This window comes from Limnofasciculus baicalensis BBK-W-15 (assembly GCF_024178385.1).
GTDB lineage: Bacteria > Cyanobacteriota > Cyanobacteriia > Cyanobacteriales > Coleofasciculaceae > Limnofasciculus > Limnofasciculus baicalensis.
Map to the genome: position 1 here is coordinate 7025 of NZ_JAMZMM010000051.1, position 15650 is coordinate 22674.

General features: G+C 42.7%; 10 protein-coding genes. 4 read left to right on the forward strand and 6 right to left on the reverse strand.

Annotation, left to right across the window (positions count from 1 at the left end; all coding sequences use genetic code 11):
• Positions 1-253: 253 nt before the first annotated feature.
• From NJ959_RS07655 to NJ959_RS07665, 3 genes are all read right to left on the reverse strand, one after another.
• Positions 254-1792 (reverse strand): polysaccharide biosynthesis/export family protein, encoded by a 1539-nt coding sequence (locus NJ959_RS07655; protein ID WP_254011163.1) that lies wholly within the window; start codon positions 1790-1792, stop codon positions 254-256.
• Positions 1793-2059: 267 nt separating this feature from the next.
• Positions 2060-3043 (reverse strand): malate dehydrogenase, encoded by a 984-nt coding sequence (gene mdh / locus NJ959_RS07660; protein WP_254011164.1) that lies wholly within the window; start codon positions 3041-3043, stop codon positions 2060-2062.
• A 56-nt stretch (positions 3044-3099) separates the two neighbouring features.
• A complete protein-coding gene (locus tag NJ959_RS07665; protein WP_254011165.1) occupies positions 3100-3318 on the reverse strand; it encodes an NAD(P)H-quinone oxidoreductase subunit O in 219 nt (72 codons plus the stop codon).
• A 294-nt stretch (positions 3319-3612) separates the two neighbouring features.
• Here NJ959_RS07665 and NJ959_RS07670 point away from each other — a divergent pair, with 294 nt between their 5' ends.
• From NJ959_RS07670 to NJ959_RS07685, 4 genes are all read left to right on the forward strand, one after another.
• Positions 3613-5631 (forward strand): DICT sensory domain-containing protein, encoded by a 2019-nt coding sequence (locus NJ959_RS07670; protein WP_254011166.1) that lies wholly within the window; start codon positions 3613-3615, stop codon positions 5629-5631.
• A 201-nt stretch (positions 5632-5832) separates the two neighbouring features.
• Positions 5833-6261: a photosystem I reaction center subunit II PsaD gene (locus tag NJ959_RS07675; RefSeq protein ID WP_254011167.1), complete on the forward strand. Its 429-nt coding sequence runs from the start codon at positions 5833-5835 to the stop codon at positions 6259-6261.
• Between the two features lie 243 nt (positions 6262-6504).
• Positions 6505-8031, forward strand: coding sequence for an anthranilate synthase component I (trpE, locus tag NJ959_RS07680; RefSeq protein ID WP_254011168.1), 1527 nt, complete (start codon positions 6505-6507; stop codon positions 8029-8031).
• A 102-nt stretch (positions 8032-8133) separates the two neighbouring features.
• On the forward strand, positions 8134-8580 hold the full coding sequence (locus NJ959_RS07685) for a DUF29 domain-containing protein (protein ID WP_254011169.1): 447 nt from the start codon (positions 8134-8136) through the stop codon (positions 8578-8580).
• Positions 8581-8715: 135 nt separating this feature from the next.
• Here the strand turns inward: NJ959_RS07685 and NJ959_RS07690 are convergent, their stop codons facing one another.
• The 3 genes from NJ959_RS07690 to NJ959_RS07700 all read right to left on the reverse strand — a co-directional run.
• A complete protein-coding gene (locus tag NJ959_RS07690) occupies positions 8716-12240 on the reverse strand; it encodes an Eco57I restriction-modification methylase domain-containing protein (protein WP_254011170.1) in 3525 nt (1174 codons plus the stop codon).
• 162 nt (positions 12241-12402) lie between these two features.
• Positions 12403-12969 carry a Uma2 family endonuclease gene (locus tag NJ959_RS07695; protein ID WP_254011171.1) on the reverse strand — a complete coding sequence of 189 codons (567 nt, stop codon included), beginning with the start codon at positions 12967-12969 and terminating at the stop codon, positions 12403-12405.
• A 9-nt stretch (positions 12970-12978) separates the two neighbouring features.
• Positions 12979-15650, reverse strand: a 2672-nt coding sequence (locus NJ959_RS07700; protein WP_254011172.1) for a DEAD/DEAH box helicase, incomplete at its 5' end; no start/stop codon positions are given.

Below are 15650 nucleotides of genomic sequence, written 5' to 3' on the forward strand. Positions count from 1 at the left end.
CATGTCCATTAGCTACATGTCCATTAGCTACATGTCCATTAGCTACATGTCCATTGGCTCCATGTCCATTAGACGATATCTGATCCTTAATCTTGCTCATCTCCCGCATCCCCTCAGATCCTTTTTAGTTAATTGAGAACTATATCCCAATTTTGTCTCAGTTGACGTACTCCCCCGCTTAAAAGACGGGGGATTCTCAAAAGATGTTACGAGGCACTCTTAAGAAAAGCTTCATTCCCCATTTCCCATCCCACTATAAGCCGAAAAATCTAAATAACGTAAATAGTCCACCAATAGGACTCACCACATTATTCAGTGTATCGGTAAAACTGGTAAGACCGGAGCGATTAACAACAATCACATCATTAGGGCGTAAGGGAGGATTAGTTTGGTCATTAACAGCAGCAGTAAAATCCACCTCGACTTCCCGTTTTTCCACCGTGCCATTGGGATTGAGGCGAATTAACTCTACCACATTCTTCTTGGCGCGACGCGGATCGAATCCACCAGCGACTAAAAGTGCTTGATTCAAGGGAGAATTAGCTGGTATTTGCACCACTCCCGGTTTCTTCACTTCTCCCACCACATTAACACTGATAATGGCAGCAGAAAAGCTTGCCGATGCCAACTCAGTTGCTTCAGGGGCGCTGATTGCTACAGCAGTAGGGACAGTAATTGTATCGCCCTCCTGTAAAATTACATCTTGAGATAAATCACCTTCCTGCAAAAGATTCCATAGATTCACCTCAATGACTTGTCTGGTACCTTCTCTGGTAGTACGTTGCACCTGTACCCGGCGAATATCAGCTAATTGAGTAATACCCCCAGCCACTTGAATCGCTTGAGTGATTGTAGCGGGTTCTCTGCTATTGCTCCCTCCGCTGGTACGATCTGCATTAGTAGCACTAGCCGTTGCTGCTGATACACTATAAGGTCCAGGGCGTACCACTTCTCCCACTATAGCCACTTTAATCGGTTCAACGGTACTAGGAGCAAAGCTAGCAGTTGATAGTTGGCGACTTTCTAGGGGATCGATACCGATCGTGGTTGGAATTAAGATTTCATCTCCATCCCGCAAAGAAATATCCTCTCCTAGATTACTATTTTGTAATAAGTTCCAGAGATCTGCCGTACAACCTCGCCGATTATCGACGCGACGGATTTGCACGCTCCTGACATCAGCCGCGCGAGTAATACCGCCAGCGATTTTAATTGCATCAGTGATTGTCGGAAATTGTTGACCATCAGTGAGGCTAATACTGTAAGCGCCGGGACGATTTACCTCTCCACCTACTGCAATTTTCAGGGGACGGGCTTTAATTAGACTAAGAGTAACTAGAGGTCGTCTGACGTAGCGGGCATAGCGCCCAGAAATGAGTTCACTAGCGGTACTTGGGGTTAACCCAGCGACAGATAGGCTGCCAATTACGGGTAAGTTCAGAGTACCATCAACTAGCACTTGGTATTGACCGCTGTATTCGGGCACATCAAAAAGATCCAAACGAACTTGATCTCCAGAGCCTAGGGTGTACGCTTCAGTAAGGGGTCGATTATTCCGATTGCATTGAGCTGTAGCGATGGTGGGAGAATTAATTGGTACAGTGCGAACCCCTGTTGCAGCGGGAGGCTGTATCAATGGCGGGGGTGGCAAAATTATCGGTGTATTATCAATCTCCTTTGGCGGTGGCGGGGAAAAGGTAGGGAGTTGTGCCTTTACAGGTGTTGCGCCAGCCGCCGCGATCGCTGCTAGGATCGTTAGACCGACCAGGGGTTGATTAAAGTGTTTTCTCAAAATGTTACTTATCATACTATTGAAATGACAACAAATAATCCATCGTTTTGCGATCGCTTTCCGGGTATTCGGGCAATAATGGTATAATTTCCGGTTGGATCGGAATTATTCAACCTCTGACAGAAAAACCTCTGCGTACCTCTGTGTTCACCTCTGCGCTCTCTGTGTTAAAAAAAAGATATTATACCAACGCCAACAGATTCGATCTGATTTGTCGTTTCAGTTCCAATATTATCCCATAAAACTAAAATTGCTGCCCTAAGCACCTTAGTCATCGCTACAATTTCCCAACAACACCCCTGCTCGATCAATATTTTGCCGCACTGATGAGGCAGAAGCATGGAGAGCATCCCTTTCCTCATCTGTAAGATTAAGTTCTACTACCTTTTCAATTCCCTGACATCCCAATAGCGTAGGTACTCCAATGAAAATATCATTTAAACCATATTCCCCCTGAAGATATGCTGATGCGGGAACGAGACGGGATTGGTTGTGTAAAATAGCTTCTACCATTAGGCAAGCGGCAGAAGCAGGTGCAGAATATGCTCCACCAGTCTTCCTCAGATTAACAATTTCTGCGCCACCGTGACGGGTGCGATCGCATATTCTTTCTATTGTCGCTCTATCCATTAATTCTGTAATCGGAATTCCCCCGACACTGGCGTAGCGGGGTAATGGCATCATCGAATCTCCATGATCTCCGATTACTAAAGCTCTGACATCAGTAACACAAACGCCCAATTCTATCGCAATAAAGGTTTGGAATCGTGCCGCATCGAGAACACCTGCCATGCCCATCACACGATTTGGGGGTAATCCTGTTGCCTGCCATGCCAGATATGTCATGACATCCAGAGGATTAGTGATAATGATATAGATGGCATCGGGAGAATATGCGATCGCCTTTTGGGTCACCTCTACTACAATCTTGGCATTAATCTGAATTAAATCGTCTCGACTTAACCCTGGTTTGCGGGGGATACCTGCGGTAATTACCACAATGTCAGAATTAGCGGTATCGGCGTAATCATTAGTACCCTTAATTTGGCGATTGTGACGATCTAATCCTTGTGCGTGGGTCAAATCCAGTGCGATCGCTTGGGGCATCCCCTCTACAATATCCACTAGTACCACATTGGCGAGATTATGTTGAGCAATGCGGTGGGCGAGAGTACTACCTACATTACCAGCACCGATAATCGTAACGCGGTGGTCGTTGCAGGCAATGGGTTGGTTGGGAAAGGATGCCATAGATTGGATGTGTAGGCGAAACGCCTTCTTCTAGAGATCGCCAAATATCTTCTAATCTAACTTTTTAATTCTAGTTGGTCCAGGCGGAACCAAATATTGGGGGTGGGGACAGAGAATTTGACGAAAGCATAGTCGCCCCTTATATCTACGATTTCCCCATCACTGTCAAAGAGGTAAGAGGGGAAGCGAGTATCGCTGGCTGTAGCTTCCAAGCTATTTTCCAGCTTTTCCCGGATCGCGCGTACCAATGTTCCTTTTTTAATTTTGTCTGCCATAGGAGGTTAGGGATTAGGGGTTAGGGGTTAGGGCAAATTACACTCTATATCTTACCAGGAATCATAGGTAAATTACCCAGCACTGACCTGAGTACAGGTACAGGTTGAAAGCCCGCCATAGAATTCATGATCCTGTTTCGATTCAGGTAGGATGGTTGATAAAGCCGATCCCACAATCTCTCCCGCGACAACCCGATCGATATCCATCGAATCTTATGGAAGAGAATTCATAAAATCGGTAAATTGTCAAGTGATTATCGCAAAAAGAAAGAAAGTGAGAACTATCCTATTTGAATGATCATTAAAACTTCGGTACTAAGTAGCTTAGTCCAAGCCATACCCCATCTGCGGCAACAACTTTATTTCAAGTCTTCCCTGACGGCACTCTCCCATGCCATGGAAGATCGGGTTTTGGCTACTTCAGCCCAACCCCTGGTGATTGCCTGCTTTCAGCGAGAGCGATTCTATCGTCAAGAAGCCCACCGATATCGCCGCGTTGCCGAATTAACCTCTCAACTATATGTCCTCGCAGCACCGGAAACTAACTTTAACAATACCTCCGACTCCCACGAAATGATTGCCTTCGATTCAGGGGATGCTTTGAGTCAAGAATGGCATTTGGTGGTAATTGCACAGGAGTATGCTAACTGCCTAATCTGTCGCGAAAAGACGACGCTTGTCTCGGATCGTACCTATTCTGACATGGATGCTGCCCGTCGCTTTGAGGGTATCTGGAGTTTTGACCGTCAGGTTACCATAAAAGCGGCTGAGTTACTCCTGAATCGGATTGAGATATATCGCCCCGACTTGGCAAGCAAAATTGAACAGGTAAAAACCCAGTATTTAATAAGTCAAAAGTCAAAAGTCAAAAGTCAAAAGTCAAAAGTCAAAAGTCAAAACTTCGCCAATGAAGATCCTTTTGTGGAGCGATTGGTAACTTATTTACAAGCGGGGCAGTATAAATTACTCAAAGCCTATCGCTCGATTTACACTCAACAACAGCGAGAACGTTTAGTTAATTTAATTACATCAGCAATTAGGACTTCTCTTAATCCCCATGAGATTCTGGAAGTTGCTGTGCAGGAGTTGGGACAAGCTCTTGGCTCTTGTCGCTGTTTGATTTACCGTTGTAAGGCAACAGATATATCCGCTATTATCGGTCATGAATATTTAGAGATTGAAGGTAGGGAAGATCTGCACCTTACCTCTACTATTGGGCAGAAATGGCCTTTACAAGATAATTGCCTATTTCAGGCGATCGCACAACATCACGAATCTATTCTAATCGAAGATACAGAACAAGATCCCCGGATTAACAATACCAATGAATTAGCGATTATTAATCCTAAAGGTAAAAAACCAAATTCCCCATCATCAACTCTCAATAATTTGGTACAAACTTTTTCTATGCGCTCTTGGCTCATGGTACCAGTATTGTATCAAGGTGAGTTATTGGGGATGGTGGAATTACACCATTGTCTGGCAATACCCTATCGGTGGAAAGATGAAGAATTAGCCTTGGTGGAAGCGATCGCAACTCAAGTTGGGGTAGCCTTAATTCAAGCTGCTGCCTATACTAATCTACAAGATTTGAACCAGCAACTTGAGATCCTCGATCGCACTCGCAGTAATTTAGTCGCGATCGCAGGTCACGAATTGCGGACTCCTCTATCTACAATTAGAGTATGTCTGGAAAGTCTAGCGCAGGAACCTGACATGCCTCTGGAATTACGCCAAATTATGCTGGATACTGCCCTGGCTGATTCGGAACGGATGCGGAAACTAGTCCAAGACTTCCTCACTTTATCTCGTTTGGAGAGCGATCGGGTACAATGGCATCCCGAACCCCTTTTCCTTGAGGAATGTATTGAGTTAGCCCTCAGCCAAATCCGGGCGCATTACTTGAAGAAGGTTTATCCCCAAATTATTTCCCAACTCCCCGAGCGTGTTCCCTTAGTTTTAGCAGATGGTGAATGGTTAGTGGAAGTCCTTGCCAAACTCCTCGACAATGCTTGCAAATTTACTAATCCACAAGGGCAAATCGCAATTAGTATCCAAATCCCCGATCCTTCTCTTGTAGAAGTTACTGTCGCCGATACTGGACGTGGTATCGAACCCAACCGCTTAGAATATGTCTTCGATCGTTTCTATCAGGAAGAAAGCGCTTTGAGACGGACTACTGGCGGTACTGGTTTAGGTCTAGCAATTTGTCGTCAAATTGTCAAGGGGTGGGGCGGAAAAATTTGGGCTTCTTCAGGAGGGAAAGACAAAGGCGCTCAATTTCACTTTACTGTGCCTGTTGTTGGTTGTTAGTTATTAGTTGTTTGTTATTTGTTGTTTGTTATTTACAAGTTATAACAAAGCAATAAAGTTAAGGAACTAAAAAGCAACAACCAACAACCAACAACCAAAAACGAATTACAAACTGTAACAGTTCTTGACAAAGTGCTATGACTTGGGCAACCTGAGTGATAGCATTCCCTAAATGCCGTATATAAAGGTTAAAACAGAACTATGGCAGAAGCACTTACTGGAGCCACTCCTAAGTTTGGCGGAAGCACTGGCGGATTGCTTACAAAAGCAGAAGTCGAGGAAAAATACGCCATCACCTGGACTAGCACAACAGAGCAAGTCTTTGAAATGCCCACAGGCGGCGCAGCCGTGATGAATGCAGGGGAAAACCTCCTGTATCTGGCTCGCAAAGAGCAGTGTCTGGCGTTGGGAACCCAACTTCGGACAGGATTCAAGCCCAAAATCACCGACTACAAGATTTACCGGGTTTATCCCAGCGGGGAAATCCAATTTCTGCACCCAGCAGATGGTGTCTTCCCTGAAAAGGTGAACGCAGGTCGCGAATTCAACGGTAAAATAGACCGGAATATCGGTAGCAACCCGGAACCAGTCTCAGTTAAGTTCAGCGGTAAGGCAACTTACGAATCCTAATCGTAGGCAGTAGGGGGTGGGGAATGGGGAATGGCTAGTTGTTTTTTCGGATTAGCTGTTAGCCCGTAGGGCGTGTTTTCTTTCCCCACCCCCGGAAGGGCGTAGCATTCGGACAAAACAATCTATGTTTTCAGAAATAGGTTATCCCCCGAATGCTACGCCCCTACATCAAATTTTCCCAACTCCCCACTCCCAACTCCCCACTCCCAACTCCCCACTCCCAACTCCCTAACACCAGCATCTATGATTTCCCCAGATTTTTCTCAATTTCGTCAACTTTCACAAGAGGGAAATTTTATTCCCGTATATCAGGAGTGGGTGGCGGATTTGGAAACGCCTGTTTCTGCTTGGTATAAGGTTTGTGCTGGACAACCTTACAGCTTTCTATTGGAGTCGGTGGAAGGTGGGGAAAATGTGGGACGCTATAGTTTATTGGGTTGTGACCCTTTATGGGTATTGGCAGCGAGGGATAATTCTACGACTCAGATACAGCGAGATGGTTCGATAACTGTGTTTGAGGGGAATCCTTTTGATGTTTTAGCTAATTGTTTGAAACCGATTAAGCCAGTAACTTTACCTCAATTACCGCCAGGAATTGGTGGTTTGTTTGGGTTTTGGGGTTATGAGTTAATTCATTGGATTGAGCCAAGAGTACCTGTTTATCCGATAGGGGAAAATGATTTGCCGGATGGGATATGGATGCAGGTGGATAATCTGATTATTTTCGATCAGGTGAAACGGAAGATTTGGGCGGTGGTTTATGCGGATTTGCGGGATAGTAATGTAGACTTGGAACAAGCTTATCAGGAAGCTTGCGATCGCGTTCAAGCATTAGTACACAAGCTTCAGTTGCCTCTATCTGGTAGAGATACGGTGTTGGAATGGATGCCGCCAGATAGTACGACTCAGAAATTAACTTATACTAGCAATACTGAGGCAGCCCAATTCTGTACAAATGTCCAGAAAGCGAAGGATTATATCCGCGCTGGCGATATCTTTCAGGTGGTTATTTCTCAACGCCTTGCCGCAGAATATAAGGGAGATCCTTTTGCTCTTTATCGTTCCCTGAGATTAATTAATCCTTCCCCATATATGGCTTATTTTAATTTTGGGGATTGGCAAATTATTGGTTCTAGTCCAGAGGTTATGGTAAAGGCTAGTAAGTCACCAGAGGGAGGGCTGGAAGCGATTTTACGCCCAATTGCGGGAACCAGACGTAGGGGGAAAACTCATCAGGAAGATGATGCTCTAGCAGCGGAATTAATGGCAGATCCTAAAGAAATTGCCGAACATATTATGCTAGTAGACTTAGGTCGAAATGACTTGGGTAGAGTCTGTAAGAGTGGTTCGGTAAAAGTAGATGAATTAATGATAGTTGAGCGGTACTCTCATGTGATGCACATTGTGAGTAATGTGGTGGGAGAATTGGATGAAGGTAAAACAGCTTGGGATTTATTGAAGGCTTGTTTTCCAGCGGGTACGGTTAGTGGCGCACCGAAAATTAGAGCCATGGAAATTATCCATGAATTGGAACCCGAAAGGAGGGGACTTTATGCTGGAGTTTATGGGTGGTATGATTTTGAAGGACAATTGAATAGTGCGATCGCAATTCGGACTATGGTGGTTCGTGGTACTGAGGATGGGATAAATCAGGTATCAGTGCAAGCGGGTGCGGGTTTGGTGGCAGATTCTGTCCCGGAAATGGAATATGAGGAGACTTTGAATAAGGCGAGAGGGATGTTAGAGGCTATTCGTTGTTTGGGAAGATAAAATTTACTTGGGAGAATGGCTAATGGCTCATGGCTAATGGCTCATGGCTAATGGCTAATGCTAAACCCTACTCCCTACTCCCTACTCCCTAACTATAAATAAATGCTTGAACCTATCATTACTAACTTATACGAAACGGACTTCTACGCCTGGACACAAGAGCAGATACCACTGCTGCGGTTGGGTAAATTTAACCAGATTGATTTACAAAATATTGCTGAGGAGATTGAATGTTTGGGTAAACAGCAACGGCAGGAATTGCGAAACCGTTTAGCAATACTTTTAGGGCACTTGCTTAAATATCACTTCCAGCCTACCCATCGCAGTAAAAGTTGGCTAGCAACTATTCGGGAACAACGTCGCCGCCTGACTATGCTGTTGGATGATAGTCCTAGTCTACGCCCATACATCAAAGATGCGATCGCACTTGCATATCCCCTAGGAACAGATATAGTTGTCCAAGAAACTCCTCTAGATTATATCGATCTTCCTGAAACTTGCCCCTACACTGTTGAACAAATTCTTAGTCAAGAATTCTTGCCTAATTAATTTTTGCAGGAGTTAATAGTCGGTACTCCGATTTAACGGTGGGTTGTTGACTGCCTATCCCCAAATTAGAAACCTTATTAAGATTCTAATTAAATCCTACAGGCTTTCCGCTCCATCGTCAAGGTGCGCAAAGAATTATTTAATTAATCCTAGTCTAACATCTCGATAAGCATTGAGTGCTGCTAGTTTCACTGGTTCTGATACTATGGGGAATGTAGTGAGAATATAGGCAAATTCTGATTCTGTTATGCGATAGAGGTGGGCTATCATACCGTCGATTTCTGCTCTTATTTTTCCCCGTTCAACTTCATTTGTTACGCCGTTTTGGTGAGAATCTAGTCCAACTTCTTGGGCTAAGTCGTCGAATTCTGGGGTGGTGCAGATGAGTTGGGCTGCGCGTTTTACTATTTCGTTGAAGTAGGGGTCGTTTTTTGTGAGGCGGGGGACTCTTAGTGCATACATGAAGTGCATATCGCAATGGGCTGTAATTCTTCGGCGAATCTCCGAGTCGAGGGCAAAGGAATTCAACACGGCTGTGATAAATAAAGTTATGTCGTATGGGAGTAAAATTTTAACAGTTTGGGCTGTATCTGCACAAAATCTGTTTGGAGGCAGCACACAAGCAATTAAACTACGTTCATCAGTATTACGGGCTATTCTTCTATGTACTAAACGGTAGTCTTGATAAGCTAATTTTTGTCCTTCATCTTTTGTACGTCCAAGAATTTTTGCTCGTCCTTCCTGTAAATTAATCCAATACTTAGGCTGTGCAAACTCAGGTTTAAACTGATGAAACATATTGCCTTGTACAAGTGGAACTAAACCTTTGTCTGATTGGGTTTTGAATAAATGACTATCATTAGTCATGTTAATTTCTTGAGAAAGCTTCAAATTCCATCTGCTTTCAATTTGTTCCCCTAGTGGTGGAAATTGAGCTACTTTTTCAGCAATGCGGATATCAATCTCATTTTTGAACTCCATTACTGATAAAGAGTCAGGAGATAAGCGACGAATCAGTTCAACACTTAGAGATAAGTTTTCCTGACGAGGAAACTCTTGAAGTTCTTGCACATCAAGACGCATAAAAGCAGATGGAAATTCAGTTGTTTTACCGCCTTTCTCAAAAGTAAGAATAACTATTTTGAAACTACGATGAACTCCTTCAAAGATTTCTTTACGATTCTCAAGACAAAATAACCCAGTAACTTCAGTTTTACTAAACAACATTTCCCGCAGTTGCTTAGTTCCCAAATCAGTGTAAATCCCGCTGGGAATCACAATTCCACAATCGCCACCGCTACGGAGTAGATTAAAACACTGTTCGACAAATAAGAAGTATAAGTTAATCTTTCGAGCCACACTCTTTCCACCCATTTCAGAGCGTTGATTTTTATACTGTTCAGCTTTCTTAAAATAAGCACTGACATAAGGATAGCTGCTGCAATATTCCAACCAAGCTCCTTGAATTTCTGGATCTTTCAGCAACTGTTCGCGCTGCTTTTCCCAAGTTTTAATATCTAGCTTATTCTTCCTTATTAAATTATCGTATTTTTGGAAAAACTCTTTTTCATCAGTTTGAAAAACTTCCCAAGGTGGATTAGTAATAATCGCATCAAAACCACCTCTCTCCTCTATAATCTTATCAAAATGATAACCCCAATGAAACGGTTTCAACGCCTCAATATCTTCTATCTTCAATACTCGCTTTTTCGCCTTCCCCTGTAACTGCGCTTCCTCATACTTAATCCCTAACTTAATACTAAATTCATCCAATAATAACTGATTCAACTTAGCGTAAGAATCTCGATTTAACTTATCAATCTCATTCCGCAGCCTCTGAAGCCGATTATCCTGAGATGTCCCATCGATATCTTCTGGTTGAAAAGCATGTTTTTTATATAAGTCTATATTGGCATTTTTCTCTGCTAAAATCTGCCGATAGCTACTAGCTGCTAGGGGTTGGAGTAAGTTTCCCTGCTGATACTTTGAGTCACCAGCGGCATCAAATCCTGACTCATTTACTCCAATTAACCCAATCAAGGAATTCCCTGCCATAATATTAAAGTCAATATTCGGTAGGGGTTCCAATTCATCAACTTCTTGTGCAGAAGAAACTAAGGCTAAAAATAGCCGTAACTTAGCAATTTCTGTGGCTTCTTCCATGATATCTACACCATAGAGATTGTCGGTAATAATCCGCTTTTTGACAAAATAAGACAAGGAGGGATGGTTTGCTTCTACTTCACTTAGCCATTTTTTGAGAGGGCGATTACCTTTTAATTTAATTGTGCCAATTACAGCGGTGTAGACTGAGATTAGGGTTTTCATTGCCGCTACGAGAAATGCACCGGAGCCACAAGCGGGGTCAAGTAATGATAAATTGGGGAGGATATCGTGGATTAAGCTGTTGCAGAGTTGGTCATCTAAGTTAATTAGTAGTTCGTTGATATCTTGAAATTTACCCCCCCTGCCCCCCTTGTGAAGGGGGGAGTTAGAGATAGAGACTTTTTCAATCTTCTCCCCCCTTAATAAGGGGGGCAGGGGGGGATCTTCAATTGTCGCATTCACCCGATCTAGAATAAGCTTGTTAATAGTGCGATCGCATAAATATTCAGTAATCTCGGGACGAGTATAATAAGCCCCAAATGCCTTTTGGTTAATATACTTCTCAAAGATATACCCCAAGACATCCGGATTAATTTCATCATCTTTACCTCCCGGCGTATCATCCAGATGCCAAGAATACCGAGAAAATAAATCTAAAATCTGCTCAAAACCTCGATCTGAAATAGCAATATTAGGATAATTTTCCTCAATTCGATGCTTGAGAAATAAACCACCATTCAGATATTTTACCCGCCCAATTAACGCCTGTACCTCTGGATTCCGTTCCGTTTCTGGTTTGGCAAACCCTTCAAAAAATAGCGTTTGGAGAAATTCACTAAAAAAGCAGTTATCTCCCCGCTGTTTACTCTGATTTAGCTTATTTTGCAGATAATCTAAATCGCCATTATCAATAAACCTTTTCCGCTGCAAGAAATAAACAAACATCAGGCGATTCAGAATTACCGAAGTATACCAACGGCGATCTATTTCATTGTCAATTCCCCCAATAAACTGCAAAAATATCTGATGTTCTTCTTGAAATTCCTGATAAAACTTTTTAGTAACTCGCTCAATATCAAAACCACTTTGTAACTTTTGGGCAATTTCTATCACTGAGGGTTCTCTTTCTTCGTCAGCGATATCAATCACTAAACTACCCAGCTTACCTAAAAATAAGTCTCCCGGTTGACCTTTTACATATAAATGGTCGCGAAAATAGCGTTTTGCCCCATCTCTTTTTACCCAATACCACAGACTGCGAGTCCTTTCTTTATCCACGAAAATTAAGAGGTTTTCCGCAATCCTTTCGGTAATTTCTTTGTGGATAGCTGCCCGTTGTTTTGCTTCAGGAATTTTGCCATCCTCTCCTGTTAATTCAAAAACTACTACTCCAGAGGCTTCTGCTATTCTTTTATAGTGATAATTTTGGTCGGCAATTTCCAGCGGTATCGCTTTTTTCGTCAATGGTTGTGACCAACCTAATACTTCAATAAATAAGTCTTTAAAGTTAAAATCATCGAGTAAATCGCGAGTGCGTTGGAAATCGAGGGGCATAGTTAATTTCTCCTAAGAGTTAACGGTTGAAAATCTTACTTCAGCCTTCTACTCAGATTTTTCAGCAGTTTCAATAACGGCTTTGGTGGGCACTCCCCACTAACGTAATAATCAGCTTTTCAAGTTGTAATGGGGAGTGCCCACCCTACTCCATGATATCCACTATAGCTGCAACCAATCAAACAGATTTGTCACAGACAGTTCCCAATCTCCTAATACTTCGAGAACAGGTAATTTTTCATCACCATATTTCACATCAGGTAGCTGATTTGGTTGAAATACTATGACAGATTCATCTTCCGGTTCAATAAACCAACCTAACTTACTCCCATGTTTCAAGCAAAAGGTAATTTTACGAATCACCCGATTAGGAGATTGATCCGGTGAAAGAATTTCAATTACCCAATCAGGAGGAATTTCAAACTTATTCGCAATTTTACCATTAGGACGGCGAGGGATACGTTCCCATTCAAAAACAGTCACATCTGGCACAATTGCACTACCACTAAAAGTACAGCGTAACTCAGGAAAAGCATGAGCTACTTTCTGTGGTATAGCTACCTGATTGATAGCTGCTCCTAAACGACCTTGTAAAGTACTATGTTCTCCTTGAGACATGGGTTTTTGGTAGATTATTCCTTCAATATATTCACTGGCAGGCTGAGTTTCTGGTAATGCCAAAAACTCGTCTAAAGTTATCTGGGTAAGCGGTTTCGTAGTTGAAATCATGGCAATTACCTAATCTGACGATTGAAACAATCCTAATGAACAAATGATCTGGGGTTCTTGAATTCTACCCTCCTCATGGACTAAGCAGAGGCTATTATCTAAGTATAAATTAACTACTAATTCCGCTAATTGTTGGTCATCAATCCCACTTTTGAGAGAACGATTTAAGCGGTCAACTCCTGACTGTCGCAAGGGATAGCGGTAAATTTGGTCTATTGCTTTGAGTAAGTCGGGAGTTACTAATAGAGGTAATTCTCTAGCATAGCGCTTCAGGCGTTCATAAGTACGGAATCTGGCACCCGAAGGACGACCTAATTGTCCCCCAACACTCTTTTCTTCCTCAGCAATTAATACTGCCCCTTCCTTAACTAAATGATGATGTTCGGAGTTACGGGGAATTGGTTTTGTCTCTGCTTCGCACCGGGCTATCCGCAGAATCTCAAATTGAGACTGAGTAACACTTTTTCCTTCCCGATTAATCCAAGCTAAAGCATCATTACCTCCTGCGGTTTTCATATATAAAAGTACTCCTTCCGGTTGGCTAGTTGTGGGGAGATGGGTACGGGTAGAATAGACGACAGGAGGTAAATTTTCAATTGTTTTTTTCAAAGTTGGGTTATTATCTGTAGCATTCTTCCAGATTTGATATGCTTCTGAAGTTAAGTCTACTTCATTATCGTCATCCATCTCTAAAATACCAGATTTTTCATGATATAAATCTAGCATCATCTGCTCATCGGCATCATCTTCAAAAAAGGCTTCATCTGTACCAACCACTTCGGCATTTTCCTGGAGTCTTTGACGCAATCTCCCCCGTAAGTTAATCGTCCTTTCCACACCTTCCGCAGGTAAAAAAGAGTAGCAAATAATCTTTTCGGCTGTTTGTCCAATCCTATCTACCCTTCCCGCCCTTTGAATTAGGCGAATAATTGCCCAAGGCAAGTCATAATTAACAATTATCGCACAATCTTGTAAGTTCAAACCTTCACTAAAAACATCCGTAGCAATCAGAATCCGTAATTCATCAGCAGGAGCAACCGATTTACTATTACTAATGGGACTAAAACGCCAAGCAATTATCGCCGGATTGACTGAATTTCCCGTTACCCCTTCAATTTTATCAATACCCCGACATTTAAGTTCAGTAGTTAGATAATGTACGGTGTCTGCAAACTGTGTGAAGATCAACAGCTTTTCTTCGGGATGAATCTGACGGAGGAGTTCAATTAAGGCTACCAATTTTTGATCTTGATTTGCATCCCAATCCCCACATTCATTCAGCAAACTAATTAAAGATTGGACATCAGCTAGTAAATCTTTTTTTAAAGATGCCTTAAATAATTTCGGGCGCAGCCATTTAAATCGACGCTGGTAACGAGTTGCATAATCTTGGTAAAGAGTAGCGGCACGTTGGCGATAATTTGTCTCAGTTTGAGATAAAAGCTGTTCCGAAGTTAACTCCTCATCACCATCAACTTCTGGATCAATTAATGTTCCCGCTAAGTCATCTAAATCCTCGTCATTATTGCGAGTATCTAAAAGTGCGGCTTCTTGGCTGCCAATAGGTAAAGGTAAATCTTGCGCGATCGCATACAAGAAGATATAATTGCGGAGGATATGTCGGTCAAGGGACTGAAGAAAAGCCACACCACCACTTTCTAAACGCTTAAATAAGTTCGTCCGGCAAAATCCCATCAACCGCTTCCCAGCACGAGATAACCCTTTAAGCTGCAAGATTTCAGCGGCTGTCAAAGACTTATTTTGAGCTGATTTAACAGACACCGCGTAGTTACCTAATCCATATCTCGGCAGATTCAAAGAATTAAGCAGTTTGACCACATTCTCTGAATAAAGAGCAGCGTAGGGGTCATCATCACCTAAACTAAATTTAACAGTTTTTGGCTGGCGAATCGGAAAATATCCCCGTCTACCATCCGGAAATTCTAAATATTTCCGCCCACCAGATTTTGACCTCTCCCCCAGCCCCTCTCCTGCAAGGAGAGGGGAGTAATTTTCTTCCTTTCCTGGCAGGAAAGAAGAATTATTCTCCTCCTTCGCCTTTCCTGGAAGGAAATGCAAATTATTCTCCCTCTTCCCTTGCAGGGAAGGGGGTTGGGGGGTTAGGTTTTTCGCATAATTTACTTGAATAAAACTGCGAGTGCGCCGCACCATATAGAGCCGCATTAATTCTCGCCAATCATCAGGATATTCGCTCTTTTCAAAAGCCGCAAGTGAACGAACAGGAGCTTGGTATTTGCGGCTAAATTCGATTTCTCCTCCCAACTCACTCAACAGTTTTTCTGGACGTATTCCTAAATCTTTATCCTCTGGAACAAATAAACGGAGTTGATTAGATAAATCCAAATAAGTTTTATTATAAGGTGTAGCTGTTAACAGAATGCAGCGACTTTCATTAAGTGCAATATACTCCTGAATCGCTCGATAACGCTTCCCTTCCCGATTGCGCAAATTATGACTTTCATCAATTAGTACTACCCGATAACGACGTTCATTAGGTAACTCACTTTGGACTAGACTAATGGAGAGAACTTTTGCCCGCAATCCATAACGGTGAACATAATCTTCCCACATAGTTACTAAGTTTTTGGTGCCACTAATTACAGTTCCCTGGACAAAATCATCGTTTAAACTCCTAGCTAAAGTAGTCGCAATTAAGGTTT